A 14,139-nucleotide genomic window follows, 5' to 3' on the forward strand; every position below is an offset into this window, starting at 1 on the left:
AGAACCGAGGGCTGCTGGTTGGCGATCGACAGCGACTGGATGCCGAGCTGCTGGCGAACCTGCAGCGCCTGCACCGAAGCCGAAGCCTTGCCGATGTCCGCGTCGACGATGGCGCCGAGACCGGTCGTCGTTGCGTCCACGATCGAGTTCACGAAACTCGACTGCAGCTGCAAGGTCCGGGTTTCGGCCGCGTTGGCGCCGAGCGAGGTGGCAACCGCCTGCTGGAAGGTCGAGAGGTTGTTGAGGCCGGCAGCCGCATCCGACGCCGAGGCGACGATGTTGGCGGTCGTGGCGAAGGTGTTGAAGGCCAAATCGACCGACGACTGCGACGTCATGGTCAACGACGTGCCGTTGGTGTCGGCAAGGAACGTCTTGTCCGTCGAAGCTCCCGACAGCAGGTTCGAGCCGTTGTAGTTGGCCTGGCTGATGAAGTTGGCGACCTGCGAGGTCATCGCGTTGAAGTCGGCCGTGTAGATGGCGCGCTGGTTCGCGCTGATCGACCCGTCGGCGAGCTGCGTGATTTTGGCCTGCAGGTTACCGATCAGGTTCGAGATGTTTGTGAGGGCCGCCTGCGTGACCGAGCCGAGGCCCACACCGTTGGCGAGCGAAGCTTGCACGGCCTGGTAGGCCTGCAGGTTGCCGCGAATGCCTTGGGCCACCGAAAAGGTCGAGGCATCGTCGGCCGCATCGGCGACGCGATACCCAGTCTGCACCTGCTTGGAGGCGACGTTCAAATTTGCTTGCGTCGTACGCAGCGAGGCCAAAGCCACCATCGCGCCGACATTTGTATTGATTGAATTCGACATATTCATATCCTCGGTTTTTGGAGGGGCAATCCTAACGTTCTGCTAGGCTTCGTAGGTTGAGAGAAGTACGCGTCGTCGTGACTTGCTTTGCGAAACGGCCGAACCGCCTTGACTGCGACTCGAACCGATAGTGCCTAACCCGCTTAGTATGGGGTAGGTGGGCCTGTTTAGGCAAAAGCAGCCGTATGGCTGCTGCCTTAGCGGAACAGGCCGAGAAGAACCGAAGGCTGCTGGTTGGCGATCGACAGCGACTGGATGCCGAGCTGCTGGCGAACCTGCAGTGCCTGCACCGAAGCCGAAGCCTTGCCGATGTCGGCGTCGACGATGGCGCCGAGACCGGTCGTCGTTGCGTCCACGATCGAGTTCACAAAACTCGATTGCAGCTGCAAGGTCCGGGTTTCGGCCGCGTTGGCGCCGAGCGAGGTGGCAACCGCCTGTTGGAAGGTCGAGAGGTTGTTGAGACCGGCGGCCGCATCCGACGCCGAGGCGACGATGTTGGCGGTCGTGGCGAAGGTGTTGAAGGCCGCGTCGACCGACGACTGCGAGGTCATGGTCAGCGACGTGCCGTTCGTGTCCGCCAGGAACGTCTTGGCCGTCGAGGCTGCCGACAGCAGGTTGGAGCCGTTGTAGTTGGCCTGACTGATGAAGTTGGCGACCTGAGAGGTCATCGCGTTGAAATCGGCCGTGTAGATGGCGCGCTGGTTCGCGCTGATCGACCCGTCGGCGAGCTGCGTGATCTTGGCCTGCAGGTTGCCGATCAGGTTCGAGATGTTTGTGAGGGCCGCCTGCGTGACCGAGCCGAGGCCCACACCGTTGGCGAGCGAAGCTTGCACGGCCTGGTAGGCCTGCAGGTTGCCGCGAATGCCTTGCGCCACCGAGAAAGTCGAGGCATCGTCGGCCGCATCGGCGACGCGATAGCCAGTCTGTACCTGCTTAGAGGCCACGTTCAAATTCGCTTGTGTCGTACGCAGCGAGGCCAAAGCCACCATCGCGCCGACATTTGTATTAATCGAATTAGACATAGCCTAACCCCTTCCTTTCTAGGGCCAAACTTAGCATTCTGCCAAGGTTGCAAACTGTCCGTCGTACTATTCGTCAGGGCAATATCCGCGCCCGCATTAATAATATGATGCCTTGTCGGTAAAATGACAAGAAAAAAATGAATGCATTTCGCAAAAAAGCGCATAAAAATTTACGGACTTAGTTGGTAAACGCAAATGGGAATGCTAAGCTCTTAATTTATCAGGGTAAACAGACGTTTACGTTTGCAGTGATCCTTCGAATGACGAATCTCATATATAAGAGAGTGTAATCTTTGATTCTACGCCGCCAAAGACCGAAACACGCTAGCTTTGCCCAGCGACGGCAAGGCCGACGATTCGAGAAACAAGCCGCAAATGAGCGATCTTACAGCGATCTTTCGGCGCGCGATGGCCCATCACCAAGCGGGTGAATGGGTGCCGGCTGCACAAGCCTATGGCGAATTAATTGCAGGAGGTATTGAAGTACCTCTCGTCTATATGTCGCTCGGTGCTGTCGAGCTTGCGCTCGAGCGCTATGAAGCGGCCGCCGCCAATCTGCGCAAAGCCGTGCGCCTCGATCCGGCCAATGCCGAAGCGTATGCAAATCTTGGCCACGCGCTCGCCAAGCTCGCCGATTGGCGCGTTGCTGCCGACGCCTACGGCCAAGCCGCACGGCTTGCGCCGAATTTCGGCGACGCGCTGGTCGAGCAGGGCGTCTGCTTCGAAGCCTTGCAGGATTACGCTGCAGCTGAAGCTTGTTTTGTGCGTGCCTGCACGGCCATGCCGAATTCGGCGCGCGCGCACGCGCTGCTGGCGCGTGCGCGCCATCGCCGCCGCGCCCTCGACCCGGCGATCGAAAGCTACCGGGCCGCCCTTGCCGCATCGCCGGGTGCGGCCGACCTCTGGAACAATCTGGGTGCCGCCTTGCACGAAAAGGCGGATCTCGACGCGGCTGAAGCGGCGTTTGGCCGGGCCATCGCACTCGATCCGCAGCTTGCCCTTGCGCACGCCAATCTCGGCGCCTTGCTGCTCGACCGCGACGCACGCGGGCAAGCCAAAGCCGCCTACGCGACCGCGCTTGCGCTCGCCCCCGGCAATGTCGGCGCGCGCCTTGGCGTCTGTTTTGCCGAACTGCCGATCCTCTACGAAACGGCGGCCGAAATCGATGCAGCACGATCCGCCTATGCGCGGGCCCTCGACGAGACGGTTGCCGCACTCGATCTCGACGCCCCCGGCATCGCCGCCGACGTGGCGGCGGCCGTCGGCCTGCAGCAGCCGTTCTTTCTGCCCTACCAGGCGCGCAACGATGCCGATCTGCAGCGTCGCTACGGCGCCTTCGTTGCCGCCGCGATGGCGCGCACCTATCCCCAATGGTCACAGAAACTCGGCAATCCGCCGCGCGAACCGGACGGGCGTTTGCGCATCGGGTTCGTCACCGGCTATTTCCGCCAGCATTCGATCTGGAAATTGTTTCGCGGCTGGATCGAAACTCTCGACCGCACGCGATTTGTCGTGACCGGCTACATGACGGCAATGGCCGACGATGCGCAGACGCGCCAAGCGCGTGCGGCGTGCGACGTTTTCGTCGAAGGCCTGCCGGGCTTCGAAGCACTTGCCGCGCGTATCTTCGCCGACCGGCCGCATGCGTTGATCTACCCCGAGATCGGCATGGATCCGATCTCGCACAAGCTCGCCACACTGCGGCTTGCCCCCGTGCAATGCACAAGCTGGGGCCATCCGGAGACTTCGGGCTTGCCGACGATCGATTGGTTCTTGACGAGCGATCTTATGGAGCCGCCCGTCGAAGCTGCGCGCTATACCGAGCGCGTGCTGCGCCTGCCGGGCCTGTCGATCGACTATGCGCCGCCCGCCGTCGAGCCTGCACACGTCGATGCCGCGAAATACGGGCTGCGTGCGGGGGCCATGCGTTTCCTGTGCTGCCAGTCGATCTTCAAATATCTGCCACAGGACGATGATGTGCTGGCGCGCATCGCGGCTTCAGTGCCCGACAGCCAGTTCGTGTTTCTGGGTCACCCGACGGCCCCGCAACTCACGCAGCGTTTCCAAGCAAGGCTCGCCAAAGCATTTTCTGCGCGCGGGGCATCGGCCGATTGCCAGATCGCGATGTTGCCGCCGCTCGATCTTGCGCATTATGCGGGCCTCAATCGCGTCTGCGATCTGTTTTTGGATTCGCTGCGTTGGTCGGGCGGCAACACCGCACTTGAGGCGATCGCACAAGGTCTGCCGGTGCTGACCTGGCCCGGCGATTTGATGCGCGGCCGGCACAGTGCCGCGATCCTGACAATGGCGGGCTTGGACGAAGGCATTGCCGCAAACCCCGACGATTATGTCGCCAAGGCGGTTGCGTTCGCAGCCGACCGTGCGGCCCTTGCGGCATATAAAGCGCGCACGGTCGAGCGACAGCATTTGCTGTGGCGCGATGCGCGCACGACTGCTTCCCTCGGCGACTTTCTTGCGCGCGAAGGTGCGCCATGAGCACGGCGCATTACGACCAAGCCGCTAAAGCAATGGCGGCCGGCAATCTTGAAATGGCCGAAGCCCTGTTCGCAGCCCAGCTCGCCGCCGATCCGATGCATCTGCCGAGCCTCGTCGATGGCGGGGTTGCAAGCTTCGTGCTCGGCAAGCCCGAGCGGGCGGTCGCGATGTTCGAAGCCGCCTTGCGCCAGATCCCCGATAATCTCGCCGTCGTCACCAACCTCGCGCGTGCGTTGATGGCGGCGGGGCGCAACGTTGCGGCCGAAGGCGTGTGGCGCAGCTTGCTGGCGCGCGCGCCTCGCGACTTCAACGCGCAGTACGAACTTGCCAAGACTCTGCTTGTGCAGGCGCGCCACGACGAAGCGCTCGCGGGCTTCGAGGCCGCCCTTGCGTTGGCCGAGGGGCCGTTGCGCATGCAATGCTGGCGCGGCTACCTCAACACGCTCAATTATTTCGACACGATCTCGCCGACGCGCGTGCGCGACGAGAACCGGCGCTTTGCCGCTGCCTATACGCCGCTCGAAAAGCCGCAGCCCTTCGCCAACGCGCGCGATCCTGCGCGGCGCCTGCGCATCGGCTATGTCACGTCCGATCTCTATTCGCACTCGGTTGCGCGCAGCATGCTGGGCTTGTTCGCGCATCGCAACGCTGCGGATTTCGAAATCTTTGTCTATGCCGAGATCGACCGGCCCGACGCGGTCACGCAGCGCTTCCAAGCGGCCTCGGACCATTGGATTTCGACGCGGGGGGCAAGCGACGCCGAAGTCGCCGCACGCATCCGCGCCGACGGCATCGACATTCTGGCGTTGATCGCAGGCCATTTCGACAAGAACCGCATCGGCGTGCTGCTGCAGCGGGCTGCCCCCCTGCAGATCTCGATCGGCGACGTCGCTACGCACGGGACGACGGCCATCGACGCCGCGATCTTCGATCCGACGATGCTGGCGGGCAGGGGCGATCTGTTCGACGAGCGGCCCTTGCGCCTGCGTTTCGACTATGTGCATCCGCCGATCACCGACGCTCCGCCGGTGGCTGCACCGCCGAGCTCGCGCAACGGCTATGTCACGTTCGGCTCGGCCAACAACCCGGCCAAAATGTCCGGCCGCACGTTCGATCTGTGGGCGGCGGCCTTGCATGCCGTGCCGAATTCGCGCCTCGTGCTCAAATTCATGCGCGCCTTCGGCGAGCCTGCGATGCGCGATCTGTTCGCGTCGCGCTTTGCCGCACGCGGCATCGATGCCGATCGCATCGGCTTTGTGGTCGATGCGCTTGACCGCAACGCGCATCTCGCCTTCTACGCCGATATCGACATCGCCTTGGATACGTTCCCCTTCACGGGCTCGACGACGACGTTCGAGGCTCTGTGGATGGGCGTGCCCGTGCTCACGCGCACGGGCAGCACCGTGCTGCAGCGATGGACGAGTGCGATGCTCGCGCGCACAGGCTTTCCGCAATGGTGCACTTCCAACGATGCGGCGTTCGGCACGCTGGCGCGCGATCTTGCGGCGGCGGCGCCCTCGCAGGATCGTGCGGCTGTGCGCGCGGCCGTCGCCAAATCCGCCTTGTGCAATCTTGCGGGCCAAGCGCGTGGCTACGAGCGGCTCTACCGCGCGATGTGGCGGCGTTGGTGCGCTAGGGCCGCGCTTTGATGAAGCGGGCAGGCGTGCCGCCCCAGACTTCGTAGGGCGGGATCTCGCCCGCGACCACGGCACCTGCCGCGATCACGGCCCCGCGTCCAATATGCGTCCCGTCGAGGATCACGGCGTTGGAGCCGATCCACACATCGTCCTCGATCGTGACGCCGCCTTTGGAAGGGGCGAAACCCTGGTGGCGGATTTCGATGTCGCGCCGCGCCGTCGCATGGTTGGTCGGCACGACCGATACGCCCGGTGCCAGCAGCACGTAAGCGCCCATCTTGATGCCGTTGCCCGAATAGAGCGTGCAGTGCGGGTTGATGTGGCAGCCCGGCCCGATTTCGACGTCGCCATTGCCGCCGACAGCACGGATCACGACGAAATCGTAGATGTAGGTGCCCGCACCGATCTTGATGCGGGTACCCCGCGTCGAGCCGTAGATGCGCGCGTCGGGTGAGACGACCGCACTCGGATCGATCTCGATCATCCTTTCGCGATCGTCGGCGTCACGCCGAAGCGCCCGTAGAGGAAGCGCATCAGCTCTTCGGTCTGCTGCGCGTTGGGAACGTCGAGCCAGTTGTAGCCGTCGTAGCCGCGCTTGGGTCCGCTCTCGAGATGCAGCGACGCGTCGTAGCGTTTGACGAGCGCTTCGGCCTTGGCAAGTGCCGCGTCCCATGCGCGCGTGGAAACCGCCGCCCAATGCCAGCGCATCCAGTCGGCCATCCATTCGACCGCGCTATGGTCGAACAGCACAGGCCCGCCTTTGTCGAGCTCTGCCTTGTGCAGGTCGAGCAGATCGAGGCGCAAGGCGGTCTGCAGATCGCGCGGCACTTCGTAGAGCGTTTGGAAGCCACGCGCCTGCACGAGGCCGCGCGCCGGGTCGGCGACGATGCGCGCACCTTTGGCATTCGCGGCGGCGAACGCGGCACGGTCGATCAGGGGCGAGGCGGAGATTGCGCGGATCATGCCGGGCCTCCTTTCACGCGACGCAGGAATCCGTCGGGGGACAGCGACATCAGATATTTCTCCGGCAAACGGCGGTCGATTTCGAATTCGTCGGTCTCCGCCATGAATTGGCGCATGGCGGCCAAGGGGCCTTCGTTGGGCACCGGATGGAAGCCCATCAGATCGTTGAGCGTGTCTTCGACGACGTAGTAGCCGCCCTTGCGCACGAAGCGCGAATAGAGGCGCAGCTCCTTCAGCACGTGCTCCTTCTCGTGGTCGCTGTCGGCGATTACGAGTACGTTCTTGCCGGCCACGCGCCGCGCGACCTCGTCGAGGATCGCAGTACTGCCGCTGTCGCCTTCGAGATAGGTGATGCGCCCGCCTTCTTTGGGCTGGTGCTTCAGGTTCTTGAGCGAGATGTCGATGCCGAGCACCTCGCCGTGGCCGATGAGCTCGAGCACATGCGCGAAGAACACCGACGCACCGCCGAACATGATGCCGAGTTCGAGCACGATGTCGGGCTTGGTGCGCCAGATCAGCTCCTGGTAGGCCCAGCAATCGGACGGCGATTTGATGATGTGGTGGCCGAGCCAGGTCTGCTGCATCTCGGGCAGGCCGTATTTGTAGGCCTGGTGGATGTAGTAGTAGTGGTAGCGCAGATATTCGCGCAAGGTCATGTCGGCCGTGCGCTCGATGTTGGTGTGCGACGCATAGAGTGCTGCGATCGCCTTGATGTGCGGATTGGCGTAGAGCAGCTTCGGCGCCACGTTTTCCTTGGCGCAGAATTCCGCGCGCGCGGCGTGGTCGTCGTGGCGCTGGTCTTTCGCGAGGAAGGCGATATAGGCCTTGGCGATCGCGGTGTCGGTCGCGGCGGATGGATCGAACTTCATGTCTTCAGGACTCCTTTGACGCCGCAAGAGCACGCAGCATGTCGCACAAAAACGCGTCGAGATCGCCCGCTTTCGCGCCGTCGCGCGCCACGAAGCGAAGCGGCAAGGGCAGGGCGGCGCCCGGCGTGGGCGCCGGAATGTCGAGGCCGACATCGGCCCTCAGCGTGCGCTTGGCCGCTTCCGCCACACGGGCAGCGAAGTCGCGCATGCTGAGCGTATCGTTTCCCGCCACATTGGCGACGTCAAGCGTGCGATGCGGCCATGCGACCGCCTGCGACGCGGCATCGGCCACGCCTGCGGCTGGCACAAAATTGCGCATCTGCAGGCCGGAGGATTTGAGCACGATGCGCCCGTCGCGCACGGCTTCCTGCGGGAAGCCGTAGGGTGTCAGCGCCCAGCGCGCAAAATGCGCAAGATCGCCCGGCATGCCGTAGACGTTGCTGGGGCGCAAGACGCTGCCCGGAATGCCGGAGCGGCGCAGGATCTGCTCGCTTGCATAGTGCAGCAGCGCATAGTCGCTGCGCGGATCGGGCGGGGTGGCCTCGTCGATGGTGCCTTCCATCGTGCCGTAGACATGGGCACTGGACACATAGACCACGCGCCCGATGCCGGCAGCCGCTGCGCGCTCGAGCACTTTGTGCCAGCCGGTCGCAGCATGCGCCCAGGCTTTGTCGGTGCGCGCGCTTTCTTCCGTAATGCCCCCCGCATGCACGAGCGCTTGCGCCCCGCCGAGATTGAGGGCGGCGCATTTTGCGGGGTCCGTGAGGTCGCAAATGTCGCGGCCGAGTGCCCGCACGCGATGGCCCTCGCTTTCGAGGCGTGCCCGAATGGCCCGTCCGATCACGCCGCCCGCACCGATGAGGGCGATCGCTACCATGCAATGCCTGCCACGAACGGCGTTTGGAACTGCGCGAAGGGTGCGTGGCTTTGGTCGCGCGCACTCGTGAGCGGGGCGGGCGTGGGCCATGGAATGCCGAAGGCCGGATCGTTCCACGGCAGGCCCGTCTCGGCTTCGGGCGCGTAGCGCGCGTCGACCTTGTAGGCGAACAGCGTGTCGGGCTCGAGCGTGCAGAAACCGTGCGCAAAGCCCTTCGGGATCGCGAGCCAGCGCGGCTGTGTCGCCGTCAGCACATGCGCGTCCCATTTTCCGTAGGTGGGCGAGCCTTCGCGCAGGTCGACGAAGGCGTCGTAGACGCTGCCCGCAAGGCAGCGCACAAGTTTGGTTTCGGCGAAAGGCGGCTTCTGGAAATGTAGGCCGCGCAAGGTACCCTTGGCGTGCGTGAAGGATTCGTTTTCCTGCGCGAAGGACGCGGGCAGGCCGTGCGCCGCGAAGATCTCGGCGTCGAACGTGCGCCCGAAATAGCCGCGCTCGTCGCGGCGCTGCGTGAGCTCGATCTCGAAACAGCCCGACAGTTTCAGCGGGCGGATATTCATGGCGGCTTGACGATGATCCCTTGCCCCGTCGGCAGGCCGAGGATCGGCACGTTGCGCTCGGCCGCGAACGCGTCGAACGCCTGCTTCTGGTTGACGTGATGCATCCAATTGTAGTCGTCGAGCAGGATCACGCCGCCGGGTGCGAGCAGTGGCCAGAAATGCGTGGCGGCCGCAATCTCGGGCAGGGTCATGTTCATGTCGATCGACAGATACGCCACGCGCGCGGTCTGCACCTCGGCGAGCGTGTCCGGAATGCGGCCAGGCACGATGCGCACATTGGGATAGCCGGCGAATTTGGCGCGCACGCCCGTGAGCGTGTCTTTGCCGCGATAGCCGCTGTTGTACTGCGCAAGACCGATGGTCTTTTCGCTGTCGCTGAGCTGGTCTTCGGGCATGCCGTCGAACGTGTCGAGCAGCCACATCGTGCGTTCGGGCCGGGCTTCGAAGCCCGTCCAGCGCGCGACCGTGCCCGAGAGAATGCCGGTATTGACGCCGCATTCGACGAAATCGCCCGCCACGCGCAGCGCTTGTTCGGCCGCCCAGATCGCGATCCAGGCGCGCCATTCGATATGCAGATTGAGGCGCGCGGCCGTGCCCACCATCATGCCGAAATCGTAAGCGGCAAGGAACCGCGGGTCGCGCAGGAACCCGCTATTGTGCATGGTGGCAAGGCCGTCGCTTTGGTATTGCGGGCCGCTGGCGGCAGACACTTGCAGTTCCTCCGGCAGAATCGGATGATGGCAAGGGTGCGCCGCGCACGCGGGCAAATCAAGCGGGCAAATCAAGCCGGAAAGGGGAACGATGCCGGACGAAATCGTCCTTCTGACCGGCGAGCGCGAGGCGCCGTATCTGACCCAGCATTTGCAGGTCCAGGCACCGGCCCTCGCGATCCGCCATGTCGCGACGCGCGAAGCGCTCGACGCGGCCTTTGCCGTCCCGCGTCGGCGCCGCCGTCTGATTGCATTCACGACGAATATCGTGGTACCCGGCCGCTACATCGCCGCGTGCGATCTGGGTGCTTACAATTTCCATCCCGGCCCGCCAACCTATCCGGGCGTCTATCCCGAAAGCTTTGCGGTGTGGGAGGGGGCGACGCACTTCGGTGCGACCGCGCATGCGATGGTGCGCCAAGTCGATGCGGGCCCCATCGTGCGCACCGAATGGTTCGACGTGCAGCCGGGTTGGGGCCGCATGCATGTGGCAACGCTCGCCTTCCAGGCGCTTGTGCGCATCTTTGCGTCGCTTGCACCGCATCTGGCGGCGCAGGATACGGAGCTGCCGCCGACGGGCGAAAGCTGGTCGGGGCCGACGCGCTTTCGTAAGGATTTCGAGGCGATGTGCCAGATCCCGGCCGACATCGCCCCCGCCGACTATGCCAAGCGCTATCGTGCTTTCGGCGAGGGGCCGTTCCAGGATCTCTATGTGCTGATGCACGGCCACCGCTACAAGATCGTCAATCCGTGGACGGATGCCGATCTAACACGCGAGATGGGGCAAGCCCCGCCGGCGTAATGCCTTCGTCTATTTTTCGCGGAAGGCTTTTTCGAACGATGCCGTGAACGGGCGGATCAGATACGAAAGCGCCGTGCGCGCCGTGGTCGGGATCATCACGTTGGCGTTCATGCCCGGGGCAAGCCGCAGCTCGTCTTTGACCTCGGCAAGGTTCTCGGGCGGGATCGTGACGATGCCGCGAAAATAGGGCATGCCCCCGCGCGGATCGCTGATGCGGTCGGCCGAAATCTGGGTCAGCGTGCCGTAGATGATGGGGGCGGTGCGCTGCTTCAGCGCCGCAAAGCTGACCTCGACCGTCATGCCGGGCGTCACTTCGGTGATGTCGTCGACGCCGATCGCGGCTTCGAGCACCAGCTGTTCCTTGTCGGGCACGATGTCCATGATGCGCTCGCCGCGCGCGATGACGCCGCCGACGGTGAAGGCCGTGAGGCCGACGATGAAGCCGGACTCAGGCGCCCGGATTTCGGCGCGTTGCAGATTGTCGAGGGCCGAGCTCAAGCGCGGCGCCATGTCGAGGAGTTTGCCTTGCGTGTCACGAAGTTCGGCCGCGACCGTCGAAAAGCGCTCGTTGCGCAGCTGGATCGCCTGCAGTTCGGACTCGGCGATCTGCTGGCGCAGGCGCGCGATCGTGGCGTCGATGTCGCCGGCCTGGCCTTCGAGGGCGGAGGCGTTGCGCTCGAGCTGGCGCACGCGCACCAAGGTCGCGTGGCCCTTTTCGAACAGTTCCTTGGCCGCGACGAGTTCTTCGCGGATCAAGCGCAGCTGCTCCACCTGCGAGCGCAGCTGGGCTTCCGAGCCGCGAATCTGCTGCTGGAGCTGCGTGGATTTTTGGCGCAGCAGCGAAACCTGGCCGCGCAAGGCGGTGAGGCGGGTCGAAAACTGCAGCTCTTCGGACGCGAGCAGAGTGCGGATGGCTGGATCGTCGCGCCGATCAAGGAGCGTGCGCGGGAAGGTGATGCGTTCAAGATCGTTCTGCTCGGCGACGAGGCGCGCTTCCTGGGCCTGGAGTGCATCGAACTGCTTGGTCATCAGCGTGACGACGGCTTGGGCCTGGGTCGTGTCGAGCACGATCAGCACCTGGTCGCGTTCCACACGGTCGCCTTCGGCAATCCGGATCTCGGCCACGATGCCGCCGTCGAGATGCTGGACGGATTTGCGGTTGCCCTCCACGCGCACAACGGCCGGGGCGAGAACGGCGCCGTTGAGCGGGGCCACATAGGCCCAGCCGCCGAGGCCGCCGAAAAATAGCGCGATGATCGCGATGCCCGTAATGAACGGGGCGGCGATCGATTCCGCTTTCAGCAAAGCGGGATCGGTCGAAACGAGGGCACTCTGTACGGCGGCTGCCATGTCGGTTTCCTCAGACTTTGCGCAGCTGCGGCTGCTGCGGGGCGGCGCCCGCGGCGACCTGCTGCTTGCGGCCGAGCACTTCGGCTTGCGTGCCGAACGCGTCGATCATGCCGTCGCGCAGCACCAGCAGCTTGTCGACCGCATTCATGGCGACCGAGCGGTGCGAGACGACGATGGTGGTGATTTTGGCGGCTTTGAGAGCGGCGAGTGCGGATGTCAGCGCCTGGTCGCCTTCCATGTCGAGATTGGAATTGGGTTCGTCGAGCACCACAAGGGCAGGGTTCCCGAACACGGCGCGCGCCAGAGCGATGCGCTGGCGCTGGCCGCCCGAGAGGAATGCGCCGCTTTCGCCGATCTGGGTGTTGTAGCCGTCGGGCAGGCGCAGGATGAAATCGTGCGCACCGGCAAGCTTGGCGGCCGCCACGACTTCGTCGTCGCCGACATTTTTGAACCGCGCGATGTTCTCGGCGATGTTGCCCGAGAACAGCTCGATATCCTGCGGCAGGTAGCCCACGTAATTGCCGAACGTCTCGCGGTTCCATTGCTGGATGTCGGCACCGTCAAGGCGCACGAAGCCTTGCGAGGGCTTGATGGCGCCGACGATGGCGCGCGACAGCGTCGATTTGCCGGCCGCACTGGGGCCGAAAATGCCGATCTGCTCGCCGGGCTGCACGGTGAAGGAAATGCCGCGCAGAACGGCTTTGGGATTGCCGCGCACGAAATAGACGAGCTGCTCGACCGAAACCTTGCCCGACGGGCGCGGCAGTTCGATGTGCTTGGGCGCTTCCGGGAAACCCACCAGCAGATCGCGCATGCGCGTGTAGGATTCGCGCACCATGATCGTCGAGCGCCAGCTCGACACCGCCTGCTCGAGCGGGGCGAGGGCGCGGCCGAGCAGGATCGAGGCCGCGAAGATCGCACCGGCACTCAAATTGCGCTCGATGACGAGATAGGCGCCCACGCCAAGAATGACCGACTGCATGGCCATGCGCAGGAACTTGATGATCGAGGCCATGATCGCGTTGCGGTCGCTGGCGACGTTCTGGTCGTCGATATGCGCGGTGCGGTCCTTGCGCCAACGCCCAAGAATGGCGCCGATCATGCCCATCGAATGCACGACTTCGGCGTTGCGCAGACCCGCTTCGACGAAGCGATAGCCGTTTGCGGCCGCCGCATTCGAGCGCTCCAGCGGGGCACGAATCAGCCATTCGTTGATCAGCGCCAGCACGAACAGAATGACCGAGAACACCACACACATGATCCCGAGCACGGGATGCAGCACGTAGGCAAAGGCGATGTAGACCGGCGTCCACGGCAGATCGAGCATCGTGAGAATGCCGCCGCCGCACGCATATTGGCGGAAATTGTCGAGATCGCGCAGCTCAGGTCCGGCCGTGCGCCCGTGCACGAGCGCGCGCGCATTCATCGCCGCAATGATGCGCCCGGCGAGCAGCCGGTCCATGCGCGCACCGGCGCGGGTCAAAACCTGCGAGCGGGCAAAATCGAGGGCGGAGAGGGCGATCAGCGCGATCATCACGCCGATCGTGAGCATGACCAGCGTGGGCACGCTCGAACTGTGCAGTGCACCATCGTACACATGGATCATGTAGATCGTCGGAGCCAGCGCCAACAGGTTGATGGCAAAGCTGAAAACGAGCGCCAGCACGAAATAGGGCGCACACGCGGCGAGGGCCGAACGAAGGGCGTTGGCGTTGGTTTTGTCATTCATGATCGAAACAATCTACTCGATTTATGAAAAATACGCGAGAGAACGGACCATGAAAACGGCCCGCTCAAAAATGACAGTGGTGGTGCGAAGTGCGGCGAAAAGAGAACCGCCCCCTCTTTTGCAAGAGGGGGCGGGTTCGAGCGTCGTTAGATCGTAAAGAAGAGGAAGTCGCTCGCGGTCAGGCTCGAGATGTTGACGCCTGTGACCGTGACCGTATTGCCGGTGCCGAAGTTGATCACCGATCCGGTTGCGGCCGCCTGCACGCTGGCAAGGTCGGTGAAGGTTGCAAAGGCCCGGATGTCGATGACGTCGCCGGAGGCC

13 protein-coding genes are annotated in these 14,139 nt (G+C 64.1%); 3 read left to right on the forward strand and 10 right to left on the reverse strand.

The window, feature by feature from the left end; translation table 11 throughout:
- Both O9320_20510 and O9320_20515 read right to left on the reverse strand, forming a co-directional pair.
- On the reverse strand, positions 1-806 hold an 806-nt coding region (locus O9320_20510), incomplete at its 3' end, for a flagellin (GenBank protein MCZ8313234.1).
- A 197-nt stretch (positions 807-1,003) separates the two neighbouring features.
- Entirely contained in the window at positions 1,004-1,828 is an 825-nt protein-coding gene (locus tag O9320_20515) for a flagellin (protein MCZ8313235.1), read from the reverse strand.
- A 375-nt stretch (positions 1,829-2,203) separates the two neighbouring features.
- Here O9320_20515 and O9320_20520 point away from each other — a divergent pair, with 375 nt between their 5' ends.
- A complete protein-coding gene (locus O9320_20520; protein MCZ8313236.1) occupies positions 2,204-4,324 on the forward strand; it encodes a tetratricopeptide repeat protein in 2,121 nt (706 codons plus the stop codon).
- A complete protein-coding gene (locus O9320_20525; protein ID MCZ8313237.1) occupies positions 4,321-5,973 on the forward strand; it encodes a hypothetical protein in 1,653 nt (550 codons plus the stop codon). Before O9320_20520 ends, O9320_20525 begins: the two co-directional genes overlap by 4 nt.
- Here O9320_20525 and O9320_20530 read toward each other — a convergent pair.
- From O9320_20530 to O9320_20555, 6 genes are read right to left on the reverse strand one after another with little or no spacing between them, the layout of a single operon-like run.
- The gene (locus O9320_20530; GenBank protein ID MCZ8313238.1) at positions 5,957-6,445 is read right to left on the reverse strand and encodes a DapH/DapD/GlmU-related protein; all 489 of its coding nucleotides are present in this window, start codon (positions 6,443-6,445) and stop codon (positions 5,957-5,959) included. The genes O9320_20525 and O9320_20530 overlap by 17 nt on opposite strands.
- Entirely contained in the window at positions 6,442-6,924 is a 483-nt protein-coding gene (locus O9320_20535; GenBank protein ID MCZ8313239.1) for a hypothetical protein, read from the reverse strand. Before O9320_20535 ends, O9320_20530 begins: the two co-directional genes overlap by 4 nt.
- Positions 6,921-7,793, reverse strand: coding sequence for a CmcI family methyltransferase (locus O9320_20540; GenBank protein MCZ8313240.1), 873 nt, complete (start codon positions 7,791-7,793; stop codon positions 6,921-6,923). Before O9320_20540 ends, O9320_20535 begins: the two co-directional genes overlap by 4 nt.
- A 4-nt stretch (positions 7,794-7,797) precedes the next feature.
- Entirely contained in the window at positions 7,798-8,670 is an 873-nt protein-coding gene (locus tag O9320_20545) for an SDR family oxidoreductase (protein MCZ8313241.1), read from the reverse strand.
- Complete coding sequence (gene rfbC / locus O9320_20550) at positions 8,664-9,227, reverse strand: dTDP-4-dehydrorhamnose 3,5-epimerase (GenBank protein MCZ8313242.1); 564 nt, start codon at positions 9,225-9,227, stop codon at positions 8,664-8,666. Before rfbC ends, O9320_20545 begins: the two co-directional genes overlap by 7 nt.
- A complete protein-coding gene (locus O9320_20555; GenBank protein ID MCZ8313243.1) occupies positions 9,224-9,937 on the reverse strand; it encodes a class I SAM-dependent methyltransferase in 714 nt (237 codons plus the stop codon). Before O9320_20555 ends, rfbC begins: the two co-directional genes overlap by 4 nt.
- A 91-nt stretch (positions 9,938-10,028) precedes the next feature.
- Between O9320_20555 and O9320_20560 the strand changes: the two genes are divergently transcribed.
- Complete coding sequence (locus tag O9320_20560) at positions 10,029-10,739, forward strand: formyltransferase family protein (GenBank protein ID MCZ8313244.1); 711 nt, start codon at positions 10,029-10,031, stop codon at positions 10,737-10,739.
- Positions 10,740-10,748: 9 nt separating this feature from the next.
- Here the strand turns inward: O9320_20560 and O9320_20565 are convergent, their stop codons facing one another.
- Together O9320_20565 and O9320_20570 are read right to left on the reverse strand one after the other, a co-directional pair.
- Positions 10,749-12,089, reverse strand: a complete 1,341-nt coding sequence (locus O9320_20565; GenBank protein ID MCZ8313245.1) for an HlyD family type I secretion periplasmic adaptor subunit — start codon at positions 12,087-12,089, stop codon at positions 10,749-10,751.
- Between the two features lie 10 nt (positions 12,090-12,099).
- Positions 12,100-13,818 carry a type I secretion system permease/ATPase gene (locus tag O9320_20570; GenBank protein MCZ8313246.1) on the reverse strand — a complete coding sequence of 573 codons (1,719 nt, stop codon included), beginning with the start codon at positions 13,816-13,818 and terminating at the stop codon, positions 12,100-12,102.
- Between the last annotated feature and the right edge of the window lie 321 nt (positions 13,819-14,139).

It is taken from the genome of Magnetospirillum sp. (genome assembly GCA_027532905.1).
Classification (GTDB): Bacteria; Pseudomonadota; Alphaproteobacteria; order CACIAM-22H2; family CACIAM-22H2; genus Tagaea.